This is a genomic window from Vitreimonas sp., from assembly GCF_035627415.1.
Taxonomy (GTDB): domain Bacteria; phylum Pseudomonadota; class Alphaproteobacteria; order Caulobacterales; family Aquidulcibacteraceae; genus Vitreimonas.
In genome coordinates this window covers 85488-103936 of sequence record NZ_DASPLU010000013.1, presented here as the reverse complement: position 1 = coordinate 103936, position 18449 = coordinate 85488, and the positions used below count along the sequence as shown (strand labels likewise).

Genomic DNA, 18449 nt, shown 5'->3' with positions numbered 1-18449 from the left:
CCTCCTGTACCCACCCGGCCCATGACTCCGCGCGACAGAATCCGCAACTTTTCCATCGTGGCCCATATCGACCACGGCAAATCGACCCTCTCCGATCGTCTGATCCAGACCACCGGCGGCCTCACCGCGCGCGAGATGACCGAACAGGTCCTCGACAACATGGATATCGAGAAAGAGCGGGGCATCACCATCAAGGCCCAGACCGTGCGCCTCGATTACAGGGCCAAGGACGGGAATGATTACGTCCTCAACCTGATGGACACGCCCGGGCACGTCGACTTCGCCTACGAAGTCTCGCGCTCGCTCGCCGCCTGCGAAGGCGCGCTGCTGATCGTCGACGCCTCGCAAGGGGTCGAAGCGCAGACGCTCGCCAACGTCTATCAGGCGCTCGACAACGATCTCGAGATCGTGCCCGTGCTCAACAAGATCGATTTGCCGGCCGCCGAGCCGGAGCGGGTGCGGGCCCAGATCGAGGAAGTGATCGGCCTCGACGCCTCGCAGGCGATCCTCGCCTCCGGCAAGACCGGCGAGGGGATCGAGGAGTTGCTCGAGGCCATCGTCACGCGGCTGCCGCCGCCCACTCACGGCGACGCCAACGCGCCGCTCAAGGCGATGCTGGTCGACGCTTGGTACGACGCCTATCTTGGCGTCGTCGTGCTGTTCCGCGTCATCGATGGCGTCGTGAAGAAGGGCATGCGCGTCAAGCTGATGCAGACCGGCGCCGATTATAACGTCGATACGCTCGGCGTGCTGCGGCCCAAGCGCCAGGACGTCGCCGCGCTCGGCCCCGGCGAAGTCGGCGTCTTGACGGCCAGCATCAAGGAAGTGTCGGACGCGCGCGTCGGCGACACCATCACCGAATATCGCCGCGAAACCGCCGCAGCGCTGCCGGGCTTCAAGCCGGCGCAGCCGGTCGTGTTCTGCGGTCTCTTCCCGCAGGACGCGGCCAACTTCGAAGACCTGCGCGCGGCGATGTCGAAGCTGCGTTTGAACGACGCGAGCTTCAGCTACGAGATGGAAACCAGCGCCGCGCTCGGCTTCGGATTCCGCTGCGGCTTCCTCGGCCTGCTGCACCTCGAGATCATCCAGGAGCGTTTGAGCCGCGAGTTCGATCTCGACCTGATCGCGACGGCGCCGAGCGTCGTCTACAAGGTGCACCTGAATTCGGGCGAGATGCGCGAGCTGCACAATCCGGCCGACCTGCCGGACGAAGTTTATATCAAGGCGATCGAAGAGCCCTGGATCAAGGCGACGCTGCTGACTCCGGACGAATATCTCGGCTCCATCATCAAGCTCTGCCAGGATCGGCGCGGCGTGCAGAAGGATCTCTCCTATGTCGGCTCGCGCGCGATGCTGGTGTACGAGCTGCCGCTGAACGAAGTCGTGTTCGATTTCTATGACCGGCTGAAGAGCGTCTCGAAAGGCTACGCCAGCTTCGACTATCAGATCATCGATCACCGCGAGGGCGACCTCGTGAAGATGAGCATCCTCGTCAATGACGAGCCGGTCGACGCGCTCGCCATGCTGGTGCACCGCGCCCGCGCCGAATCCCGCGGCCGCGCCATGTGCGAGAAGCTGAAGGAGCTGATCCCGCAGCACCTGTTCAAGATCCCGATCCAAGCCGCCATCGGCGGCCGCATCATCGCCCGCGAGACGATTTCCGCGCTGCGCAAGGACGTGACGGCGAAATGCTACGGCGGCGACGCCTCACGCAAACGCAAGCTGCTCGACAAGCAAAAAGAAGGCAAAAAACGCATGCGCCAGTTCGGGAAAGTAGAAATCCCGCAAGAAGCGTTCATCGCGGCGCTGAAGATGGATTCCGATTAGCGAATGGTTCAGCCGGTATCCACCACGGTATTCTGGGGCGGCGACCTCGGCGACGATGAGATCAACCAGCTTGCCAGAATCGTGGGTGTGGCAATTGACGGCGATGCGCGTGCGCAAGTCCGGCAAGCCTATTTGCACTATCGCACACATTGCGCGGTGCAAGACGCCTCATTGCCCATCGCTGACATCCGCCAACGGTTGCGAGACATCGACAAACACGCAACCACTCTATCCGATCTTCTGAGCGGCGATCCCACCTACTTCGATGAATTCTTCTCGCATCGGCGGCCGAAAGAGCTGGCCCAGCCGCGCACAGCGTTGGGGCGAGAAGTCGAGCACCGAATTGAACTCGAATTAATTCACCTCGATATCGGGTTTCGGAAGCACCACCAGTTTGATCCGAAATTCGAGTCGATCAGCCAGATGAACACGGCTTGGGAGCTGGCACAAATTGCGAGAGCCGCCCGAAATGCGATGACCGCTCTTAAGGCCTCATCGAGAGGACGGCCAAAGTCTGGTGCTGAGCAGCTCGTGACTGGGTTATTCGATGCCCTGGGGTCACTCGGCGTGCGTCCAACCTGTGGGTACTCGGACGCAGAGGGAGCCTACAAGGGAACGTTTCTTCAGATCATCCCGTGGCTGCATGGGGCTTCCGATTCCAGTTCGGGAAAGTTCAGCGACGCTCTGCAAGTACGCGTCCGCGTTGCCGAAACAAGGAAGAAAGTCTCTCAGAGATTGAGAGTTTCGTCCTGCTGACTGCGTGGGGCGTTCGCGGCAAAATTGCTGGATGGTTCGCAATTCCACGACATCTACATCTGTGATAAGGTTGGCCAATGACCAACCCGCTCCTTGCCCGCATCACCTCGGACCCCGCTATTTTCGGCGGCAAGCCGATCGTTCGCGGCCAGCGGTTCGCGGTGGAGCATCTGCTTGGTTATCTGGGCGCGGGCATGAGCGAGGCCGAATTGCTGGAGCAATTCCCCTTCCTGGAGCCCGACGACATCAAGGCCGCGTTGCTCTACGCCGGCAAGCTCTCCGGCATGACCCGAATGTCCGGCGCAGCGGTGGGGGCGGCCAGTGAAGAAGCGGAAGCTCCTGCTCGATAGCTGCGTCGCTAAGGACGTGGCGGTTCGACTGCGGGCCGACGGCCACGATGTTGCGACAGTCACTGAACGCGGCGTCGATCCCGGCGATCCGATGATCCTCGCCTCCGCAGCTTCGGAGGGCAGGGCTATTGTAACGATCGATCACGATTTCGGCACGCTAGTGTTTCGGGATGGCGCGAAGCATCTGGGCGTGCTGCGGCTGCGTCAGCTGGGCGCCGTAGCGTTGGCGGCGCGCGCCAGTGAGATCGTCGCCTTATATGGCGATGACCTAGAGGCGGGCGCCTTTGTGACTGATGATGGCGATCGCGTTCGAGTGACAAAACGATGAGCGTACGCCTCCATTACGACGCCGCGACCAACACGGCGTATTTGCGCTTTTCAAGCGAAGCGGTGATGGAGAGCGAGGAAGTCGCGCCCGGCGTCGTGCTCGATTTCGACGCGGAGGGCCGCATGGTCGGCATGGAAGTGCTGCGTGCGCGCGAGCATTTGCCGGCGGATGCGCTCGTCGCAGCGGAGTAAACCTCAGTTATCGCGGCCGGACGCGCGGGACGCGCGGTAGCACCGGGACCTAGCGAACTGACCGCTGCGCTAGCGTCCCCTGCGTTCCAGATCGCGCTTCGCGCATCCGGAATGACGGTGGTGGCGGTTCTGAAACAGCGCCGCTCACAATCGAGCGCACCACCTCGCTCCTCTCCCCTTGTGGGAGAGGGATCGCACGCGCGGGCGGCGCCGCGAGCGCAGGTGCGGGTGAGGGGTGATCGCGCCGCAGTAGGAAAGCGCGCGCCGTTACCCTCATCCGTCTCGGCGCTGCGCGCCGAGCCACCTTCTCCCACAAGGGGAGAAGGAGAAGTGAGCGCGTCCCAGATCAGCTGCAGCGCGCCGTCGCGGTCCTTGAACAGATCGCTGCACCAAAGCCGCGCGACGCGGAAGCCGGCGGCTTCGAGATAGGCGGTGCGCTCGGCGTCGAACGCGGCTTGCTCCGGCTCTGCGTGTTGCGAACCGTCGAGCTCCAGCACCAGCTTGCGCTCGAAGCAGACGAAGTCGGCGACATAAACGCCGAGCGGGACCTGGCGGCGAAACTTGAAGTCGGCGAAGCGGCGGTCGCGCAGCAACATCCAAAGGATGCGCTCTTCGTCGCTCATGTCGCGGCGAAGGCGGCGGGCGCGTTGAAGCGTGCGGTCTGACTTGGGCAGACGCTTCATTGGCTTTCTCACCGCGCCGCCACCCCTCACCCTCGCTTGCGCAAGCGGAGAGTACAGCGCCTGCGATCCCTCTCCCACAAGGCGAGAGGAGCAAAAGCGGTGCGCTCGATCAGCAGCGGTCTTCCCCTCCGCGTGAGCGGCGCCAGATGAGGGGCGCAATTATTTGCCGCCGCGCGGGCCGCCCAAACGAGGATAGCCACGCCCTCTATCCCCGCCTTTTCGGCGCCTAACCCTCTGCAATCATTGCAACAACACAAAAATCAATCCGACCCCTCGCCGAGCTGGCGTATAATGCGCGCATCGCTCCGCTGGAGAGCAGTCGGATCCCTGTTCGAACCGATGCGCGAGCGTGGTGATTGAGCGTGATCCTCCGATGCGCGGTTGAGCCTTCGGGGGAGAAGCCCGCCGAACATGAAAAGGCGGGGAGAAGCACCGGGCACTCGTGTCTCGAACGCACGAACCCGCACGCCATCGGCCGAGCCGCCTCCGAGAGTGAAACATCTCCCGCGACGGCGCCGATGCCAAACGGTCACGGGGACGCGGGTGAACCCGCGTAGGCAGCGCCCGCAAGGGCGCACTTAACTGACGCGATTCATCCGCGTCCCCGCTCTCCGCTCTCAGCTGAGCGAGAGCCGAAGCCTTGGCGCGCGAGTCCTCGCGCGCAGACGATGACGCATGGCCAAAGGAACGAACATGAACAGAGAAGCATCCAGACAAGCCGAACATGCGCTGCGCCAAGCGAATCGCGCCGCCAAACAGGGCGATCCCGCCGCGGCTGAACGTTGGAGCAAAACCGCCGAGCGCCTCGCCGCCGCTGCGGCGACGGTGAACACAGGGCGCGCCGAAGAGGCGGAAGCGGCGCGGCTCTCGCAAGAGCAGGCTGAAGAGGTCGTCGTCACTCTTTTCGTCAAGGCCGCGTTTCTCGCCCATGTCATGGTGCATGCGCCGCTGCAAGCGCCGGCGGCGTTCGAAGGACTGGTCAAGCTCTGGCGCGAACACAATCTCGGCGAAGGCGCTGAGGACGCCGCCGCCGCCGCCGCGCGTCTCGCCGCGTCGCAGGCGGCGTTCCTGGAGGGGCGCTTCGAAGACTCGCTGCCCGATTTCCTGCGCGAGCATATGGACGAGGAGTGGCGCGCGCGCCGCGAGGCGCTGGCGGAGCGGCCGGTGATCCCGCGGTTCTGGGAGGATGAAGCGTAGTCCGCCCTCGTGGGGAAGGGAACGCCTTGTGCCGGTTAGGGCGTTATGGAGACGGAGCATCGAGCGTGTTTGAGCCTCCGCAGCATAGTCTGTTCGACCGCATTCCGGCGCCCGAGGCGACGCTCTGGAAATATCTGAGTTTCGCCAAGCTCACGCTGCTCCTCAACAAGTGCTCGCTGCATTGCACGCGGGTCGACACGTTCGAGGACCGCATCGAGGGGCGCTGGCCGCTGAAGGATCTCGAATTCTTCAAGCGCCCCGGCAACGGCGATGCGCTTGAGGAACTGGCGCGGGCGCGGCGCAGCTCTGTGGTTTCGAGCTGGGTCGATCGCGCGAACGAGTCGGCGGCGATGTGGCCGCTCTATGGCGGCAACGCCAATGAGGGCGTCGCCATCACGACGACGTTCGCGAAGCTCGAACGCGCAGTCGCCGAAACGGCCAGGCGCGCACAGCATCAGGGCTGGTATGCCGGCAGCGTGCGCTATCTGCACTTCGGCCAGGACGAAGGCGTCATCAGCGCCGCGGACGGCGAGAAGCCGTCGCTGCTCAAGGTCTTCACGCTGAAGCACTCGAGCTACGAGCACGAATGCGAGGTGCGTGCGCTCGGGATCGATTTCGAAAAACCGATGCCACGCGACGGCGCCGAGATCGCGATCGCGCCCGCGGACTTCATCGACGCCATCGTCGTCAATCCGTTGGCGGGACGCTGGTTCTGCGGCCTGGTCGGCGAGGCGGCCGCGGCGCACGGGCTCGAGGGCCGGGTGCGGCGGTCGGAGATCAGCGATCTCGAAGAGGAGGCGGAGGCGCAGCAGGCGTGACGTCTGCGCGCGATTTCACTGGACGAAACCTCGCCGCGCGCGAAAACAGCGGCAAGCGGAGGGGCGGGATGCGGAAGCTTTGCTTGATTGCGGCGTTTGCGCTGGCGGCGTGCGCGCCGCCGCGGGCGTCGGTCGAAGCGGAGGGATGCACGGGAAGCGCCGAGGAGCGGGTGATCGCCACCATGTATTTCGGCCGCAATATCGGCGGCGAACTGGGCGTCAGCGAAGCGGCGTGGGACGCCTTCGTCGACGCCGAGATCACGCCGCGCTTCCCCGATGGCCTCACGGTGGCGGACGCCGAAGGGCAATGGCGCGATACTGAAACTGGGGCGATCGTCCGCGAGCCCTCCAAGCAGCTGACCGTATTCCTGGCCGACGAGACCGAGGGACGCGCGGCGCTGGATCGGATCGCGGAGGCGTACAAGCGTCAGTTCCAGCAACAGGCCGTCGCCCTGGTGGTGGAGCGTTCGTGCGTGTCGTTCGAGTGACGTGACGGCGGGCACAGGCGGGCGCGGCGGCGGACGGCAGAAGGCGCCCGTGGACAGAGGCGGGCGCCGGGATTACGGCTCTCGCGGCCAAGTGGAGGGTAATGCGATGATGCGTCAGGTGATGTTGGCGGCCGCGGCTGCTTTGGCCTTGTCTGCGTGCAATCAGCAGGCCGGCGGGCCGCCTTTGCCGGAAGTGCAGCAGGGCGCGCAGGCGCCGATGCAGCTGACCCCGGTAAGCAATGTGCGGCAGGTGCAGATCACGGACGAAAACCGCCGTCAGCTGATCGCCAATATCGACGAACAGCTCGACGCCATCGGCGAGCGCTTCGCCAGCGGCATGGCGCCGCCGGAAGGTTTCGAAGACAAAGTGCTGACGATGCAGCCGGGCACCGACCATCGTTTCATCATGCCGCTCAGCGGCGGCGCCCAGTACGCGTTCATCGGCGCCTGCGACGGCGATTGCAACAATGTCGATATCGAGCTGATCGACATGCGCAGCGGCGGCGTAGTGGCGAGCGACGTGCTGCCGGACGATTATCCGGTGGTCGCGTTCAGCCCGCCCGCCAATGGCGATTACATGGTGCGCGTGATCCTGCAGACGTGCACGGCCGCGCCTTGTTATGTCGGCGCGCGGGCGCTGACGCAGACGGGCGCCGCCGCGCCGAAATGACGGCTCAGGCGTAGGGGAAGCAGTCCTCGCGCTTCAGCTCGAGGGCGAAGTGGCGCGCGAGTGCGGCGATCGCCGGCGCATGGTCGACGTAAGGGTCGCTGTTCTCCGGCCCGACGATGACGATGCGGAAGCCCGCCTGATTGCGGCCTTCCGGCGGCAGCATCGCCGTGGCGAGGCCCTCGCCGTCGTCGGCGCGGAGCGTGAGGAAGAGCGGCATGGTGCGGGCGACGTGGTCCTTGAGCCCGATCGCCTGCTCGAACGTCGCGACGTTGGGCGGCGCCCGATAGGTTTCGCGCGCCGCCGCTTCGTGACGGCGGAAGTATTTGTCGACGGCATGGCGCATCAGCGCCGCTTCGGCTTCGGCCTCCGCCTCGGTCTCGAGCCTGAACCAGGTTGCGCCCGCGGGCGCTTCGTACACGTATCGCATGCAAGGAACATAGCGCAGAGAGGCTTCCAAGTGATGAGCGCGATGCAGTTGACGCCCGCGCCCGCCGCGATTGGGCGCTCAGCAGGCGTCCATGATCACATAACGCTGTGTTTGGCGGTCCCAGACGCGTTCCTGCCGGTCGCAGCGTTCGTAGCCGTCGTCATAATCGACGCGCGGCTCGTAGTAGTCGTCGTCATAATAGACCGGCGGTTCGTCATAGCCGTAATAACGGTTCGGCGGCGGGGCGCAGCGGTCGTAGCAGCCGTCGCGCCGATTATCCTGGCTGGCGAGCGAGCCGATGGCGAGGCCGAGCGCCAGGCCGACGACGCCGGCGACGACGGCATCGTCATCGTCGCGATCGCGGCGGTGGTGGCGATAGTGATGGCCGTGGCGGTCGCCGTGGTAGTAGCCGCCGCGCCGATCCCGCGCGTCGGCGGCGGCAGGCGCGAACGATGTGGCGGCCACGGCGAGGGCCGCAAACAGAGAGAGAAATTTGCGCGTCATTGGAGTGCTCCCGCGCAACCTTGGCGCGCGTGCGCCTGAACGGCAGCTGAATCGACGCCGCAGTCGGCTGATGGAACCGAGGTGGAGAAATGGACGTTACCGCGCTCGGGCGAGGAGTGCGCGCGCTGCATGAAGGCTGAACTGGACGATCTTTCGGCCCCGCGCGAATCCCTTGGCGCGTTCGAGGCGATGGCGGAAGCGACGCCCACGCCGGTCTGGATCACCGCCGCCAGCGGCAAGGTGCGCTTCGTCAACCGCGCGTTCGCCCAATTGACTGGCAAGCCAGCGCAGGAGCTGTTGAACGACGCCTGGATCTCGCTGCTGCATCCGGATGATCTGCCACGGGTGGCCGAGCGGCGAGCGGCGGCCTGGTCCAACAATTATGAGCCCTACGAGTTCGTCGCCCGCTTCGCCGACGCCGCAGGCAATTGGCGTTGGATGCGCGCCAGCGCGCAGCCGCGGTTCGACGACACCGGCGGCTTCCAGGGCTATGTCGGCATGGCGGTCGATGAGACGGCCGCCAACAAGGCGCTCGAAGAGCTGCGCGAAAGCGAATCGCGGCTGCGGCTGCTGCAGCAGGCGGCGCGGGTCGGCTCGTTCGACTGGGACATGCGCACCGGCGCCATTTTCCGCTCGCCCGAGTATCTGGCGATCCAAGGCTTGCCGCCCGACGCGCCGTTGCGCGGGCGCTATACCGATCAATGGACCGAGCGGCTTCATCCGGAGGACCGGGACCGCGTCGTCGCGAACTTCAACGAGGACATCTCGCGTGTCGGCCCGTTTGAGCGGGAATACCGCATCATCCGGCCCGACACCGGCGAGACGCGATGGATTCACAACCGCGGCGTGATCGAGCCCGGCGCTGACGGCAAGCCGGCGCGGCTGTTGTCGGCGCAGACCGACATCACCGCGCACAAGGAAACCGAACTGGCGCTGCGGGCGGCGAACGAACAGCTCGAGATGAGCGTCTTCGAGCGCACTTGGGAGCTGCAGGATGCGCACGGCCGTGCTTGGCAGGAAGAGCGCCAGCGGCTGAAGGCGGAGGCGGCCTCTCGCGCGGTGGCCGAGCAGTTCCGCATCCTGGTGCAGGGCGTGGTCGACTATTCGCTGTTTCTGCTGTCGCCCGAAGGGCGCGTGTCGACGTGGAATGCCGGCGCGCAGCGGATCAAGGGGTACGCGGCGGACGAGATCATCGGCCAGCACTTCTCCGTCTTTTATACACCCGAAGATCGCGAAGCCGGCCTGCCGGCGCAGGCGCTGCGGATCGCGCGGGAAACCGGCCGCCACGAGAAAGAAGGGTGGCGGGTCCGCAAGGACGGCGCGCGTTTCATGGCCAGCGTCGTCATCGATGCGATTCATGACGACGACGGTCGACTCATCGGCTTCGCCAAGATCACCCGCGACATCACCGAGAAGGTGAAGGCGGCGCAGGAGCTGGAGGAGACCCGTAACGCACTCGTGCAGGCGCAGAAGATGGAGATGGTGGGCCAGCTCACGGGCGGGCTCGCGCACGACTTCAACAATCTGCTGGCAGGCATTATCGGGGCGCTGAACCTGATGCAGCGGCGCATCGATGCGGGCAGGGTCGACGATGCCGAGAAATATATCGACGCGGCGCTTGCCTCGGCGCATCGGGCCGCCTCGCTGACGTCGCGGCTGTTGGCCTTCGGACGCCGGCAATCGCTCGACATCAAACCGGTGGACGTCGCCGCCGCGGTGCGCTCGATGGAGATCCTGCTGGCGCGCTCGGTCGGCGAGAACATCAAGCTCAGAATGCAGCTCGCGCCGGCCGTGGCGATGACTGACGCCAACCAGCTGGAAACGGCGATCCTCAATCTTGCCGTCAACGCCCGCGACGCCATGCCGAACGGCGGCGAGCTGACGATCGAGACGCGGGCCGCGCATGATCGCTTCGTCAGTGTGGTGGTGAGCGACACCGGCCTAGGCATGGCCCCGGATGTTCTGGAGAAGGTGTTCGATCCGTTCTTCACCACCAAGCCGATCGGCCAGGGAACCGGACTCGGGCTCTCGATGGTGCACGGCTTCGTCATGCAATCCGGAGGCGACATCGGCATCACCAGCGCGCCGGGCAGGGGTACGGTCGTCACTCTGTTGTTGCCGATCGCCGACCGCTCGCCGGAAGCGCAGAAGCCTCGCGAAGAAGCGGCGATCGAAGGTGCAGGCGAAACAGTGCTCGTCGTCGAGGACGATCCGCAGGTGCGGATGCTGGTGTTCGAGGTGCTAAGCGAGTTGGGCTACAACGTGCTGGAAGCGGACGATGCCCGCCAGGCGCTGGCGATCCTGGACAGGCGGCGCGTCGACCTCCTGGTCAGCGATGTCGGCTTGCCCGGCCTGAACGGGCGCCAACTGGCCGAGATGGCGCGCGCCCGAGCGCCTCGGCTCAAGGTGCTGTTCATGACCGGCTACGCCGAGCACGCCCAGGTGCGCTCGAGCTTTCTCGATGACGGCATGGAGCTGATCACCAAGCCGTTTGAAATAGAGGAGCTCGGCGCCAAAATTCGCGAAGTGATGGAGAGCTGAAAAAGTGCGGCGGGAATGTCGGCTGCGGCCGAGGCGGCGCGTCTTGATAGCAGGCTAGAGGAGATGTCGCATGTATGTAGATGGTTTTGTTCTGGCGGTGCCGAAGAAGAACCTGGACGCCTACAAGGAGATCGCGCGCAAGGCAGGCGAAGTATGGAAGGAATACGGCGCAGAGGATTACGTCGAGTGCGTCGCCGACGACGTGCCGTACGGCGAGGTAACGTCGTTTCCGCGCGCGGTGCAGGCCAAGGATGACGAAATCGTCGTGTTCTCGTGGGCGACCTACAAGGATCGTCAGACTCGCGACGACGTCATGAAGAAAGTGATGGCCGACCCGCGCATGCAAGGCGACGAGTACAAGACCGTGTTCGACGGCAAGCGCATGATCTTCGGCGGTTTCACGCCGTTCATCGAGCTTCACTGAAAGCCGTCAGGCGGCGCCGGCGCGCAAGGCTCCGGCGTCGGCGTGATCGGACATGTCGGCGCGCACGCGCAGCGTGAAGGCCGCGCCCTGGCCGGGCGTGCTCTCGACGCTGACCGTGCCGCCGAGCAGACGGGCGATGCGGGCGATGATGGCGAGACCCATGCCGGCCCCGTCGGCGGCGCGGGTGGCGCTGTCGTCGCCCTGCGTCAGCGGCTCGAAAATGGCGCCGAGCCGATCGGGCGCGATGCCGACGCCGGTGTCCTCCACGGTGAAGATCAGCCAATCGCCGCGCAACGAGCGCTCGCGCCGCGCGCGCAGCGTCACCGCGCCGTCGCGCGTGAACTTGGCGGCGTTGGAGAGCAGGTGCTCAAGGCAATGCCTGAGCTTGGCGGGATCGGTGTGCGCGTCGCCGAGCGGGGCCGCAATATCGATCGCGAGCGTGTTGTGGTTCGCCTCGACTGCCGGACGAAACGCGTTTGCGGTCTCGCGCGCGAGCAGAGCGGCGTCGAACAGCTTCGTCTCCAATTGGAGCCGGTCGTCCTGCAGCTCGGAGAAGGCGAGCAGATCGGCGATCATCATCAGCTGCTGGCGAGCGGCGGCGAGCACGCGGTCGATATCGGCGACGTCGGCGGCGCGCGCTTCCTCCAGCGCGTTTTCGCGCAGCAACTCGCTGTAGCCGATGATGGCGTTGAGAGGCGTGCGCAGCTCGTGATGCATGTTGGCGATGAAGCGCGACTTGGCGAGACTGGACGCTTCCGCCGAACGGCGCGCCGCGGCCTCCTCCGTCGCCTTGGCGATCAGCTTGTCCGAGCGGCCGATGAACGCGCCGCCGGCGCCGAGCGCGATCAGCATCATCAGAACTGCGGCCGCGCTCTCCCAGCTCACTCCGCGATAGGCGAGCAGCGGCCCGATCAGCGCGCCGAGGACAATTGGCGCCATGCCGGCGACGAGAAGCAGGCGATCGCGTGAATAATAGACCAGCACCTGCGTCGCCGAGGACAGCGCCCAGCCGACGGCGACGATCGCCCCGAACACGCTGCCTTGCGCCCACGAGGCGATCGGCATGACGGTCGTCAGCGAGAGGCCGAAAAGGACCATGCCGGCGCGGCGCAGGCGCGCGCGCACCGGATCGGAGTCGATGAGCGGGATCACCAAGGCGCGCTCGAGCGGCGGCACGAGCAGGGCGTTCCAGCCGATCAAGGCGAACAGCCAAACGACCAGCAACGGCTCGCCGAGCAAAATGACGACGGGAATGGCGCCGGCCAGCAGCGTCACGCTGCGCATGATCCCGCCGCCGCGTGAGACGGCCAAGGATTCGCGCAGCGCTTCGCGCGCGGAGCTGCTGGTGTCGTTCAGATTGATGGCGGCCGTCACGGATGCTTCCCGACGGCGATGTTGGCGCCTTGTGGCTAACAATGGCTGAAGCGCCATGGAGTAAGGGGGCGTTAAGAGATTTCGGCGGCGAGCTGCCGAGCCATCAATGGCGCGGTCGAGTACTTGCCGGTGTCGATGGAGATGTAGCGGCCGCGGCGCCGGACGCCGAACTGGCTGCGCTGGTGCAGGGTGGCGCTGGGGTCGGCGAGCGAACCTTTGCCCTGGGCGAACACATAGCCGCCTTCGACGGCGATGCTTTCTGCGTTGGCGAAAATCGCGCGCGCAGCTGGATACGTTACGCCAAGGCCGTTCTCGATCTGCGCGGCGATGCGCTTTTTGTCCGCGGTCTCGAACCGCGGCGGCGCGGGCGCGGCGAGCGTTTCGCTCTCCGCGATGAGGCCTGCGGGATACCAGGATACGTAGAAATCGCGGTCGTTATAGTTCTTCACGTCGCCGAACGGGCCGATGGCGACCACGGCGCTCGGCGTCTTGACCGGGCGCGCCGTGCGGATGAAGGCGGAGACGCGGTAGCGGTGCGACCAGCCGGGCGGTGGCGCGATGCCCAGCGCGGCGTCGATGGCGATGCGGCCGTGCCAGAGCGCGTTGACGACGTAGTCGAACCGCTCGCCGCGCACGCGCCAGCCGTCCGCGTCTTCGACGAGATCGGAAGGTTCGATGCGCGTTTTCAAACGCAAGCGGATGCGCGGCTCGGTGGCGAGGGCGCCGGCGAGCTTGTCGGCAAGCGGCGCGGTCGCGATCGAGCGCTCGGGCGCCGCATAAGCGGCGACGATTTCGCGGGGATCGGCAATGGCGGCGAACTCGCCGGCGCTCAACGCGCGTACGCTGGCGCGTGAGGCATCGGCCAGATAGGCACCGGCGCCGGGGGCTTCGCGGACGAGCGTGCTGACGTTTTCGAAGTAAGCCCGGATCGCGTCCGGCGACGCGACGGAGTTGCGGTGGACCAGATAAAGGTCGTCGTCGGCGGTGATGTGCTCGAGTTCGCCGTCGATGAGCTCCCGCATCAGCGGCGCGAAGGCGAGGCCGCCGGGCAGCACCCGGCGCGCGGTCTCGAGCGAGGGATCGGCGGCGTAGAGATAGCCGAGATGGATCTTGCCCTCGTTCCAGCGGCTCGCCCCCATCAGCGGCGCGGCGGCTTCGTCGAACACGGTGACGACGCAACCGCGCCGCGCGAGAAAGAGCGCAAGGCAAGAGCCCATGATGCCGGCGCCGAGAATGGCGATGCGCTTGCTCATGCGCCGCGCGCGGCGAGATCGGCCTCGGCGTCGGCCCAGCGCTGCGCCGCCCAAGCGGCGATGTCGCCGCCGTAAACGTCGAAGCTGGGCGGTGGCGCGAGCGCGGCGAAGCGAGGATGCAGCTCTTCGGGGCGGGCGAAGACAAAGCCGTCCTGCTCGAGTGCGCGCACGATCGGCAGCGCATAGAGGAAGCAGGCGAATACGAGCATTGCGCGTTCGGCTTCGTTGCGAGCGGCGGCGTCGATGACATTCATCGCCAGCGCAATGTTCGCCTTGTGGCCGGCAAAGATGTGCGCGCGCGGCAGAGCTTTCCAGCTGTCGGTCAAGCCGCCGCCGCGTTTGTCCCAACGATGATAGAGCGCCTGCGGCACGTGCAGCGCCGGCCCCGCGCCGATAAGCCGGATCAGGAACGGCTCGTTGGCCCAGATCGCGGCGGCGTCGAACTGCGGCAGGCGCAAGCCGCGCACGGCGTCGGCGCGCATCAGGCTGCGCAGCGGCGAGCCGCGATAGGGCGCGAGCATGAAGATGAGGAGGCGCCGGACTGCGTCGCCATCGTAAGGCCGGCCGAGCGAGACCGCGTCGCTGCCGCCGAAATGGCCCATGTCGCAATGAACGCTTGCCGCGTCCGGCGCGGCGCGCAGCGCGGCTAGCAGCGTCTCGACATAGGCGGGCGCGATAATGTCGTCGTGGAAATAGATGAAGTGAAAAGGCGTGTCCGCGCGGTCGAGCAGGAAGTTGACGTTGCCGGCCCAGCCGACGCGCTCGCGTTGCTTGAACACTGTGACGCGCGGGTCAGCGGCGGCGTGGGCGCGGGCGATCTCTTCGGTGCGGTCTTCGCACTGGTCGATCGCGACGAGGATCGAGATCGCCTCATGCGTCTGCGCGCGGGCGTGCTGCAGCGTTCGCTCGATGAAGGCTTCTGCCGCATAGGCGGGAATCAGGATGGAGACGTCCGCGGTCATCAGCGTTCGGCGACGTAGGAGGCGGGATCGTACGGCGTGTCGCAGAGCGCCAGAAGCCGCGCATCGGCGCCGCGATAGAGTTGGCGGGCCCACACGGGCGCCGCGATCAGCAGTGCGTTTTCGGTTTCGGTCAGATTGAAGGTGTGGTTCTCGCTCTGGTGCGCGGTCTCGACACTGATCTCGCCGCCGACGCGGATGAGCAATTGACGCCCGCTCCGGTGCGCGTGGCCGCCACGCGTGGCGCCGTCGGGGGCGTCGACCAGGAACGCGCGCACGGGCGTGAAACCGAGGTCGGCGAAATCAAACGGCGTGAGGCTGCCGCGCGCATCGGCGACAGCGCCGAAGCGGAAGGTCTTCACCAGGCCGCCGTAGAAGCTCGCGGTGCAGGGCATACGCCGCTGTTAGCCGCGCCGGTGGTGGGCGGCAATGACAAGCGGCGCCCTTGCCGTGGGCAAAAGAAAAGGGCGCGCACGGTGACCCCGTGCGCGCCCAATTCGTCAGCGTCCTCGGCGCTTAGCGCTGTTCGCTGCTTTCGCCCGTCGGGAAGCCCCGCGTGCGCAGCAGTGCGTTGACGTCCGGGTCGCGGCCGCGGAATTGGCGGTAGGCTTCGGCGCGGTCGGTGGTGTTGCCGGGCGCCAGGATGATGTTGCGCATGCCGGCGGCGGCGGTGGGATCGAACACGTTGCCGCTAGCTTCGAACATTTCCCAGGTGTCGGCGTCCATCGTCTCCGACCAGAGGTAGGAGTAATAGCCGGCCGAGTAGGCGTCGCTCGAGAAGAGGTGGCCGAACTGCGGAAGGCGGTGACGCATGGCGATTTCGTCCGGCATGCCAATGGCTTCGAGCGTTTCACGCTCGAACGCATCGACATCGGTGATCGGTGCGGCGCGGTTGTGCAGCGCCATGTCGACCAGCGCGGAGGAGAGATATTCCACCGTCGCGTAGCCCTGGTTGAAAGTCGCGGCGTTGTGGACGCGATCGACCAGAGCCTGCGGCATCGGCTCGTTGGTTTGGTAATGGCGCGCGAACTGATCGAGGATCGGGCGCGACAGCACCCAGTGCTCGTGCACCTGGCTCGGATACTCGACGTAATCGCGCGGGACGTTGCCGAGGCCCGGATAGTTCACGGTCGACACCAGATAGTGGATGGCGTGGCCGAACTCGTGGAACAGGGTTTCCGCGTCATCGAGCGAGATCAGCACCGGTTCGCCCGGCGCGCCGCGCACGAAGTTGTTGTTGTTTGACGCGAGCGTGTGGATCTCCGTGCCGGTAAACGTCTCGTGGCTGCGGTAGGTGTTCATCCACGCCCCCGAGCGCTTGCCGGCGCGGGCGAAGTAATCGCCGTAGAAGAGGCCCATGAAGGAGCCGTCGCGGTCGGTGACTTCCCAGACGCGGACGTTCGGCTCGAACACAGGCACCGTGCCGGTGATCTCGCGGAAGTTCATGCCGTAGAGCTGGTTGGCCATGTAGAACGACGCGTTGATCATGTTGTTGAGCTCGAAATACGGGCGGAGCTCGTTCTGATCGAGGTTGTAGCGGTCGCGGCGCACTTGCTCGGCGTAGAAATTGTAGTCCCACGGCTCGATCGTGATGCGCGCGCCTTGGCGGTTGGCGATCGCTTGCATGTCCGCCACTTCTTCGTTCACGCGCGCGACGGCGGCGGGCCATACGCGCATCATCAGCTCTTGCGCGCGTTCCGGCGTGCCGGCCATGGTGTCGGCCATGCGCAGGTGCGCGTGGGTCGGGAAGCCGAGAATCTGAGCGCGCTCGGCGCGGAGCGCGAGGATTTCCGCGATCACCTGGTTGGTGTCGTTCGCATCGCCGTTGTCGCCGCGGTTCTTGAACGCGGTCCACACTTGCTGACGTAGATTGCGGTTTTCGGCGAAGGTGAGGAACGGATCGACGCTGGAGCGCGTGTTCACCACCGCCCACTGGCCTGGACGGCCGCGCTCTTCGGCGGCCGCCGCCATCGCATCGACGATGTTTTGCGGCAGGCCGCGCAGATCGCGGCGGTTGGTGATGAAGATCGCGGTGTTCTCGTCCGCCAAGAGGCGGCGGCCGAACTCGGCGAACTTGCTCGAGAGTTCTTCGTTGATCGCGCCGAGGCGGGCTTGCTGCTCCGGCGTCGCCGCGGCGCCCGCGCGCACGAACTGGTCATGCGTGCGTTCGAGCAGGCGGGTTTGCTCGGCGGTGAGGTTCAGGCTGGCGCGGTTCTCGTAGAGATGATGGATGCGCTCGAACAGCGGCCGGTTGAAGGTGATGCGGTTGTACGCAGCCGTGATGCGCGGCGACCATTCGGCCTCGACCGCCTGCACCTGCTCGTTGCTCACGTTGTCCGTCATCACGCCGAAAATGGTGGTGGCGCGATCGATGTGACGGCCGGCGTTCTGCATCGCGCCGATCGTGTTGTCGAAGGTCGGCGCCGCCGGGTTGTTGGCGATCGCCTGCACTTCGGCTTCCTGCAGCGCGAGACCAAGCTCGAGCGCCGGCGCGAGGTTCTCCACGCGCGCCTGATCCCACGGCGGCACGCCGCCATGCGGGCCGGTCCACGGCTTCAACAGCGGGTCCTGGTTGGCCTGCTCGGTGAGACGGGCGATCTCGGCTTGCGCGGTCTGATAGGCGGCCGCGTCGCCGAAGCTGGCGGCGCTTTCGGCGGCGGTGGTGGCGCAGGCGGCGAGCATCGGCGCGCTCGCAGCCAGGCACACGGCTAGAATCTGCTTTTTCAATGATACCCCCAAAACTGGGCGGGCCGGGCCTCGCGCCCGACCGGCCGGTCGGTTGGCGCCTTTTTGGCCGCTGCGCGGCCGCGGGGGCAAGGGCGAGGGGCGCCTTCGGCTGTTCTCCACAGGGCTTTGCGACGAACGCCGGGGTTTCGGCGACCACTGGCGGCTGCTAGGACACGCCGAACCCTCGGGAGGACGACATGCGCGCAGCTGGCTTGGCTTTGGTTTCGGCGTTGGCTCTGGCGGCGTGCAATCAGGCCGGGCCCGGCCAGAGCGCGGATTCCGGCGGCGTATTTCCCGATCTGACGCGCGCCGCGTACCGCGCCGAGGCCACGATCACGCATGACGCGGGGGCAATGCCGGTGGTGATGATCCGCGACGGCCAGCGCCAGCGCGTGGAGATGACGACGCCCGCGGGCGCCACCACCATGATCATGAACAGCCAGACCGGCGAAGCCTACGTCATCACCAACGCCGGCGGACAGACGGTGGCGATGCGGATGGACGCCGGCCAGTTCGAGGACCCGGCCAAGGAATGGTCGGCCGAGGTCTCATCCACAGCTCGCCGCACCGGCTCGTGCTCAGTCGCAGGCGAGAACGGCGCCGAGTGGACGCGCGACCAGGACGGCACGCCGCATACGGTGTGCGTCACCAATGACGGCATCATCCTGCGCGCCCGCGAAGGCGAGCGGACGGTGTGGGAAACCACCAGCGTCCAGCGCGGCCCGCAAAGCGCCGAACAGTTCACGCTGCCGGCCGGCGTGGAGGTCATGGATCTCGGCAATCTCGAACAGCAGATGCGCCAGGCCATGGAGCGCGCACAGGGCGGCCAATAATCGCCCGACTTCCAGGTCGTCATTCCCGTGAGAGGGGCGTCTCGCGCCACGACGCGTCGCGTGGCGCCTGTGCCCGTTGTGTGCCGCCCGGCGCCGCGC

General features: G+C 66.2%; 19 protein-coding genes and 1 pseudogene. 12 read left to right on the top strand and 8 right to left on the bottom strand.

The features are described from left to right. Positions 1-21 precede the first annotated feature (21 nt). From lepA to VEA80_RS10005, 5 genes are all read left to right on the top strand, one after another. On the top strand, positions 22-1827 hold the full coding sequence (gene lepA, locus VEA80_RS10025; protein WP_325060593.1) for a translation elongation factor 4: 1806 nt from the start codon (positions 22-24) through the stop codon (positions 1825-1827). Between the two features lie 3 nt (positions 1828-1830). Next, positions 1831-2583 carry a hypothetical protein gene (locus VEA80_RS10020; protein WP_325060592.1) on the top strand — a complete coding sequence of 251 codons (753 nt, stop codon included), beginning with the start codon at positions 1831-1833 and terminating at the stop codon, positions 2581-2583. A gap of 77 nt (positions 2584-2660) precedes the next feature. After that, a complete protein-coding gene (locus VEA80_RS10015; RefSeq protein ID WP_325060591.1) occupies positions 2661-2933 on the top strand; it encodes a DUF433 domain-containing protein in 273 nt (90 codons plus the stop codon). After that, entirely contained in the window at positions 2905-3261 is a 357-nt protein-coding gene (locus VEA80_RS10010; RefSeq protein ID WP_325060590.1) for a DUF5615 family PIN-like protein, read from the top strand. Before VEA80_RS10015 ends, VEA80_RS10010 begins: the two co-directional genes overlap by 29 nt. Continuing rightward, positions 3258-3452, top strand: coding sequence for a DUF2283 domain-containing protein (locus tag VEA80_RS10005; RefSeq protein ID WP_325060589.1), 195 nt, complete (start codon positions 3258-3260; stop codon positions 3450-3452). The genes VEA80_RS10010 and VEA80_RS10005 overlap by 4 nt, the downstream gene beginning before the upstream one ends. 392 nt (positions 3453-3844) lie before the next feature. Here the strand turns inward: VEA80_RS10005 and VEA80_RS20435 are convergent. Continuing rightward, positions 3845-4048 (bottom strand): annotated as a pseudogene (locus tag VEA80_RS20435) (endonuclease domain-containing protein); the annotation flags it as partial. Positions 4049-4828: 780 nt separating this feature from the next. Between VEA80_RS20435 and VEA80_RS09995 the strand changes: the two are divergent. From VEA80_RS09995 to VEA80_RS09980, 4 genes are all read left to right on the top strand, one after another. Beyond that, on the top strand, positions 4829-5332 hold the full coding sequence (locus VEA80_RS09995; protein ID WP_325060587.1) for a hypothetical protein: 504 nt from the start codon (positions 4829-4831) through the stop codon (positions 5330-5332). A 65-nt stretch (positions 5333-5397) separates the two neighbouring features. After that, complete coding sequence (locus VEA80_RS09990; protein WP_325060586.1) at positions 5398-6150, top strand: DUF2971 domain-containing protein; 753 nt, start codon at positions 5398-5400, stop codon at positions 6148-6150. A 68-nt stretch (positions 6151-6218) separates the two neighbouring features. After that, on the top strand, positions 6219-6638 hold the full coding sequence (locus tag VEA80_RS09985; protein WP_325060585.1) for a DUF3574 domain-containing protein: 420 nt from the start codon (positions 6219-6221) through the stop codon (positions 6636-6638). Positions 6639-6687: 49 nt separating this feature from the next. Further along, positions 6688-7308, top strand: a complete 621-nt coding sequence (locus VEA80_RS09980; RefSeq protein WP_325060584.1) for a hypothetical protein — start codon at positions 6688-6690, stop codon at positions 7306-7308. Positions 7309-7312: 4 nt separating this feature from the next. On the opposite strand, the gene VEA80_RS09975 is transcribed toward VEA80_RS09980, so the two are convergent. Both VEA80_RS09975 and VEA80_RS09970 read right to left on the bottom strand, forming a co-directional pair. Further along, positions 7313-7735: a hypothetical protein gene (locus VEA80_RS09975; RefSeq protein WP_325060583.1), complete on the bottom strand. Its 423-nt coding sequence runs from the start codon at positions 7733-7735 to the stop codon at positions 7313-7315. Positions 7736-7813: 78 nt separating this feature from the next. Further along, entirely contained in the window at positions 7814-8239 is a 426-nt protein-coding gene (locus VEA80_RS09970) for a hypothetical protein (protein WP_325060582.1), read from the bottom strand. Positions 8240-8368: 129 nt separating this feature from the next. Here VEA80_RS09970 and VEA80_RS09965 point away from each other — a divergent pair, with 129 nt between their 5' ends. Together VEA80_RS09965 and VEA80_RS09960 are read left to right on the top strand one after the other, a co-directional pair. Then, positions 8369-10780, top strand: a complete 2412-nt coding sequence (locus VEA80_RS09965) for a PAS domain S-box protein (RefSeq protein ID WP_325060581.1) — start codon at positions 8369-8371, stop codon at positions 10778-10780. Between the two features lie 70 nt (positions 10781-10850). Further along, positions 10851-11204 (top strand): DUF1428 domain-containing protein, encoded by a 354-nt coding sequence (locus VEA80_RS09960; protein ID WP_325060580.1) that lies wholly within the window; start codon positions 10851-10853, stop codon positions 11202-11204. A gap of 6 nt (positions 11205-11210) precedes the next feature. Here VEA80_RS09960 and VEA80_RS09955 read toward each other — a convergent pair whose 3' ends face one another. The 5 genes from VEA80_RS09955 to VEA80_RS09935 form a co-directional block, all read right to left on the bottom strand. Beyond that, positions 11211-12578 carry a HAMP domain-containing sensor histidine kinase gene (locus VEA80_RS09955; RefSeq protein ID WP_325060579.1) on the bottom strand — a complete coding sequence of 456 codons (1368 nt, stop codon included), beginning with the start codon at positions 12576-12578 and terminating at the stop codon, positions 11211-11213. Positions 12579-12649: 71 nt separating this feature from the next. Then, on the bottom strand, positions 12650-13831 hold the full coding sequence (locus VEA80_RS09950) for an FAD-dependent oxidoreductase (RefSeq protein ID WP_325060578.1): 1182 nt from the start codon (positions 13829-13831) through the stop codon (positions 12650-12652). Next, the gene (locus tag VEA80_RS09945; RefSeq protein ID WP_325060577.1) at positions 13828-14793 is read right to left on the bottom strand and encodes a glycosyltransferase family 2 protein; all 966 of its coding nucleotides are present in this window, start codon (positions 14791-14793) and stop codon (positions 13828-13830) included. The genes VEA80_RS09950 and VEA80_RS09945 overlap by 4 nt, the downstream gene beginning before the upstream one ends. Further along, positions 14793-15185: an FdtA/QdtA family cupin domain-containing protein gene (locus tag VEA80_RS09940; RefSeq protein ID WP_325060576.1), complete on the bottom strand. Its 393-nt coding sequence runs from the start codon at positions 15183-15185 to the stop codon at positions 14793-14795. Before VEA80_RS09940 ends, VEA80_RS09945 begins: the two co-directional genes overlap by 1 nt. A 121-nt stretch (positions 15186-15306) precedes the next feature. Next, the gene (locus tag VEA80_RS09935) at positions 15307-17517 is read right to left on the bottom strand and encodes a M3 family metallopeptidase (RefSeq protein ID WP_325060575.1); all 2211 of its coding nucleotides are present in this window, start codon (positions 17515-17517) and stop codon (positions 15307-15309) included. Between the two features lie 197 nt (positions 17518-17714). Here VEA80_RS09935 and VEA80_RS09930 point away from each other — a divergent pair, with 197 nt between their 5' ends. Then, the gene (locus VEA80_RS09930; RefSeq protein ID WP_325060574.1) at positions 17715-18350 is read left to right on the top strand and encodes a hypothetical protein; all 636 of its coding nucleotides are present in this window, start codon (positions 17715-17717) and stop codon (positions 18348-18350) included. Positions 18351-18449 lie beyond the last annotated feature (99 nt).

Bases quoted from the DNA above. Each gene is read 5' to 3' on its own strand.
- VEA80_RS09995 (WP_325060587.1), top strand. From the start codon at position 4,829: ATGAACAGAGAAGCATCCAGACAAGCCGAACATGCGCTGCGCCAAGCG.
- VEA80_RS09930 (WP_325060574.1), top strand. From the start codon at position 17,715: ATGCGCGCAGCTGGCTTGGCTTTGGTTTCGGCGTTGGCTCTGGCGGCG.
- VEA80_RS09985 (WP_325060585.1), top strand. From the start codon at position 6,219: ATGCGGAAGCTTTGCTTGATTGCGGCGTTTGCGCTGGCGGCGTGCGCG.
- lepA (WP_325060593.1), top strand. From the start codon at position 22: ATGACTCCGCGCGACAGAATCCGCAACTTTTCCATCGTGGCCCATATC.
- VEA80_RS09975 (WP_325060583.1), bottom strand. From the start codon at position 7,735: ATGCGATACGTGTACGAAGCGCCCGCGGGCGCAACCTGGTTCAGGCTC.
- VEA80_RS09965 (WP_325060581.1), top strand. From the start codon at position 8,369: ATGAAGGCTGAACTGGACGATCTTTCGGCCCCGCGCGAATCCCTTGGC.
- VEA80_RS09950 (WP_325060578.1), bottom strand. From the start codon at position 13,831: ATGAGCAAGCGCATCGCCATTCTCGGCGCCGGCATCATGGGCTCTTGC.
- VEA80_RS10020 (WP_325060592.1), top strand. From the start codon at position 1,831: ATGGTTCAGCCGGTATCCACCACGGTATTCTGGGGCGGCGACCTCGGC.
- VEA80_RS09940 (WP_325060576.1), bottom strand. From the start codon at position 15,185: ATGCCCTGCACCGCGAGCTTCTACGGCGGCCTGGTGAAGACCTTCCGC.
- VEA80_RS10005 (WP_325060589.1), top strand. From the start codon at position 3,258: ATGAGCGTACGCCTCCATTACGACGCCGCGACCAACACGGCGTATTTG.
- VEA80_RS10015 (WP_325060591.1), top strand. From the start codon at position 2,661: ATGACCAACCCGCTCCTTGCCCGCATCACCTCGGACCCCGCTATTTTC.
- VEA80_RS09960 (WP_325060580.1), top strand. From the start codon at position 10,851: ATGTATGTAGATGGTTTTGTTCTGGCGGTGCCGAAGAAGAACCTGGAC.
- VEA80_RS09945 (WP_325060577.1), bottom strand. From the start codon at position 14,793: ATGACCGCGGACGTCTCCATCCTGATTCCCGCCTATGCGGCAGAAGCC.
- VEA80_RS09970 (WP_325060582.1), bottom strand. From the start codon at position 8,239: ATGACGCGCAAATTTCTCTCTCTGTTTGCGGCCCTCGCCGTGGCCGCC.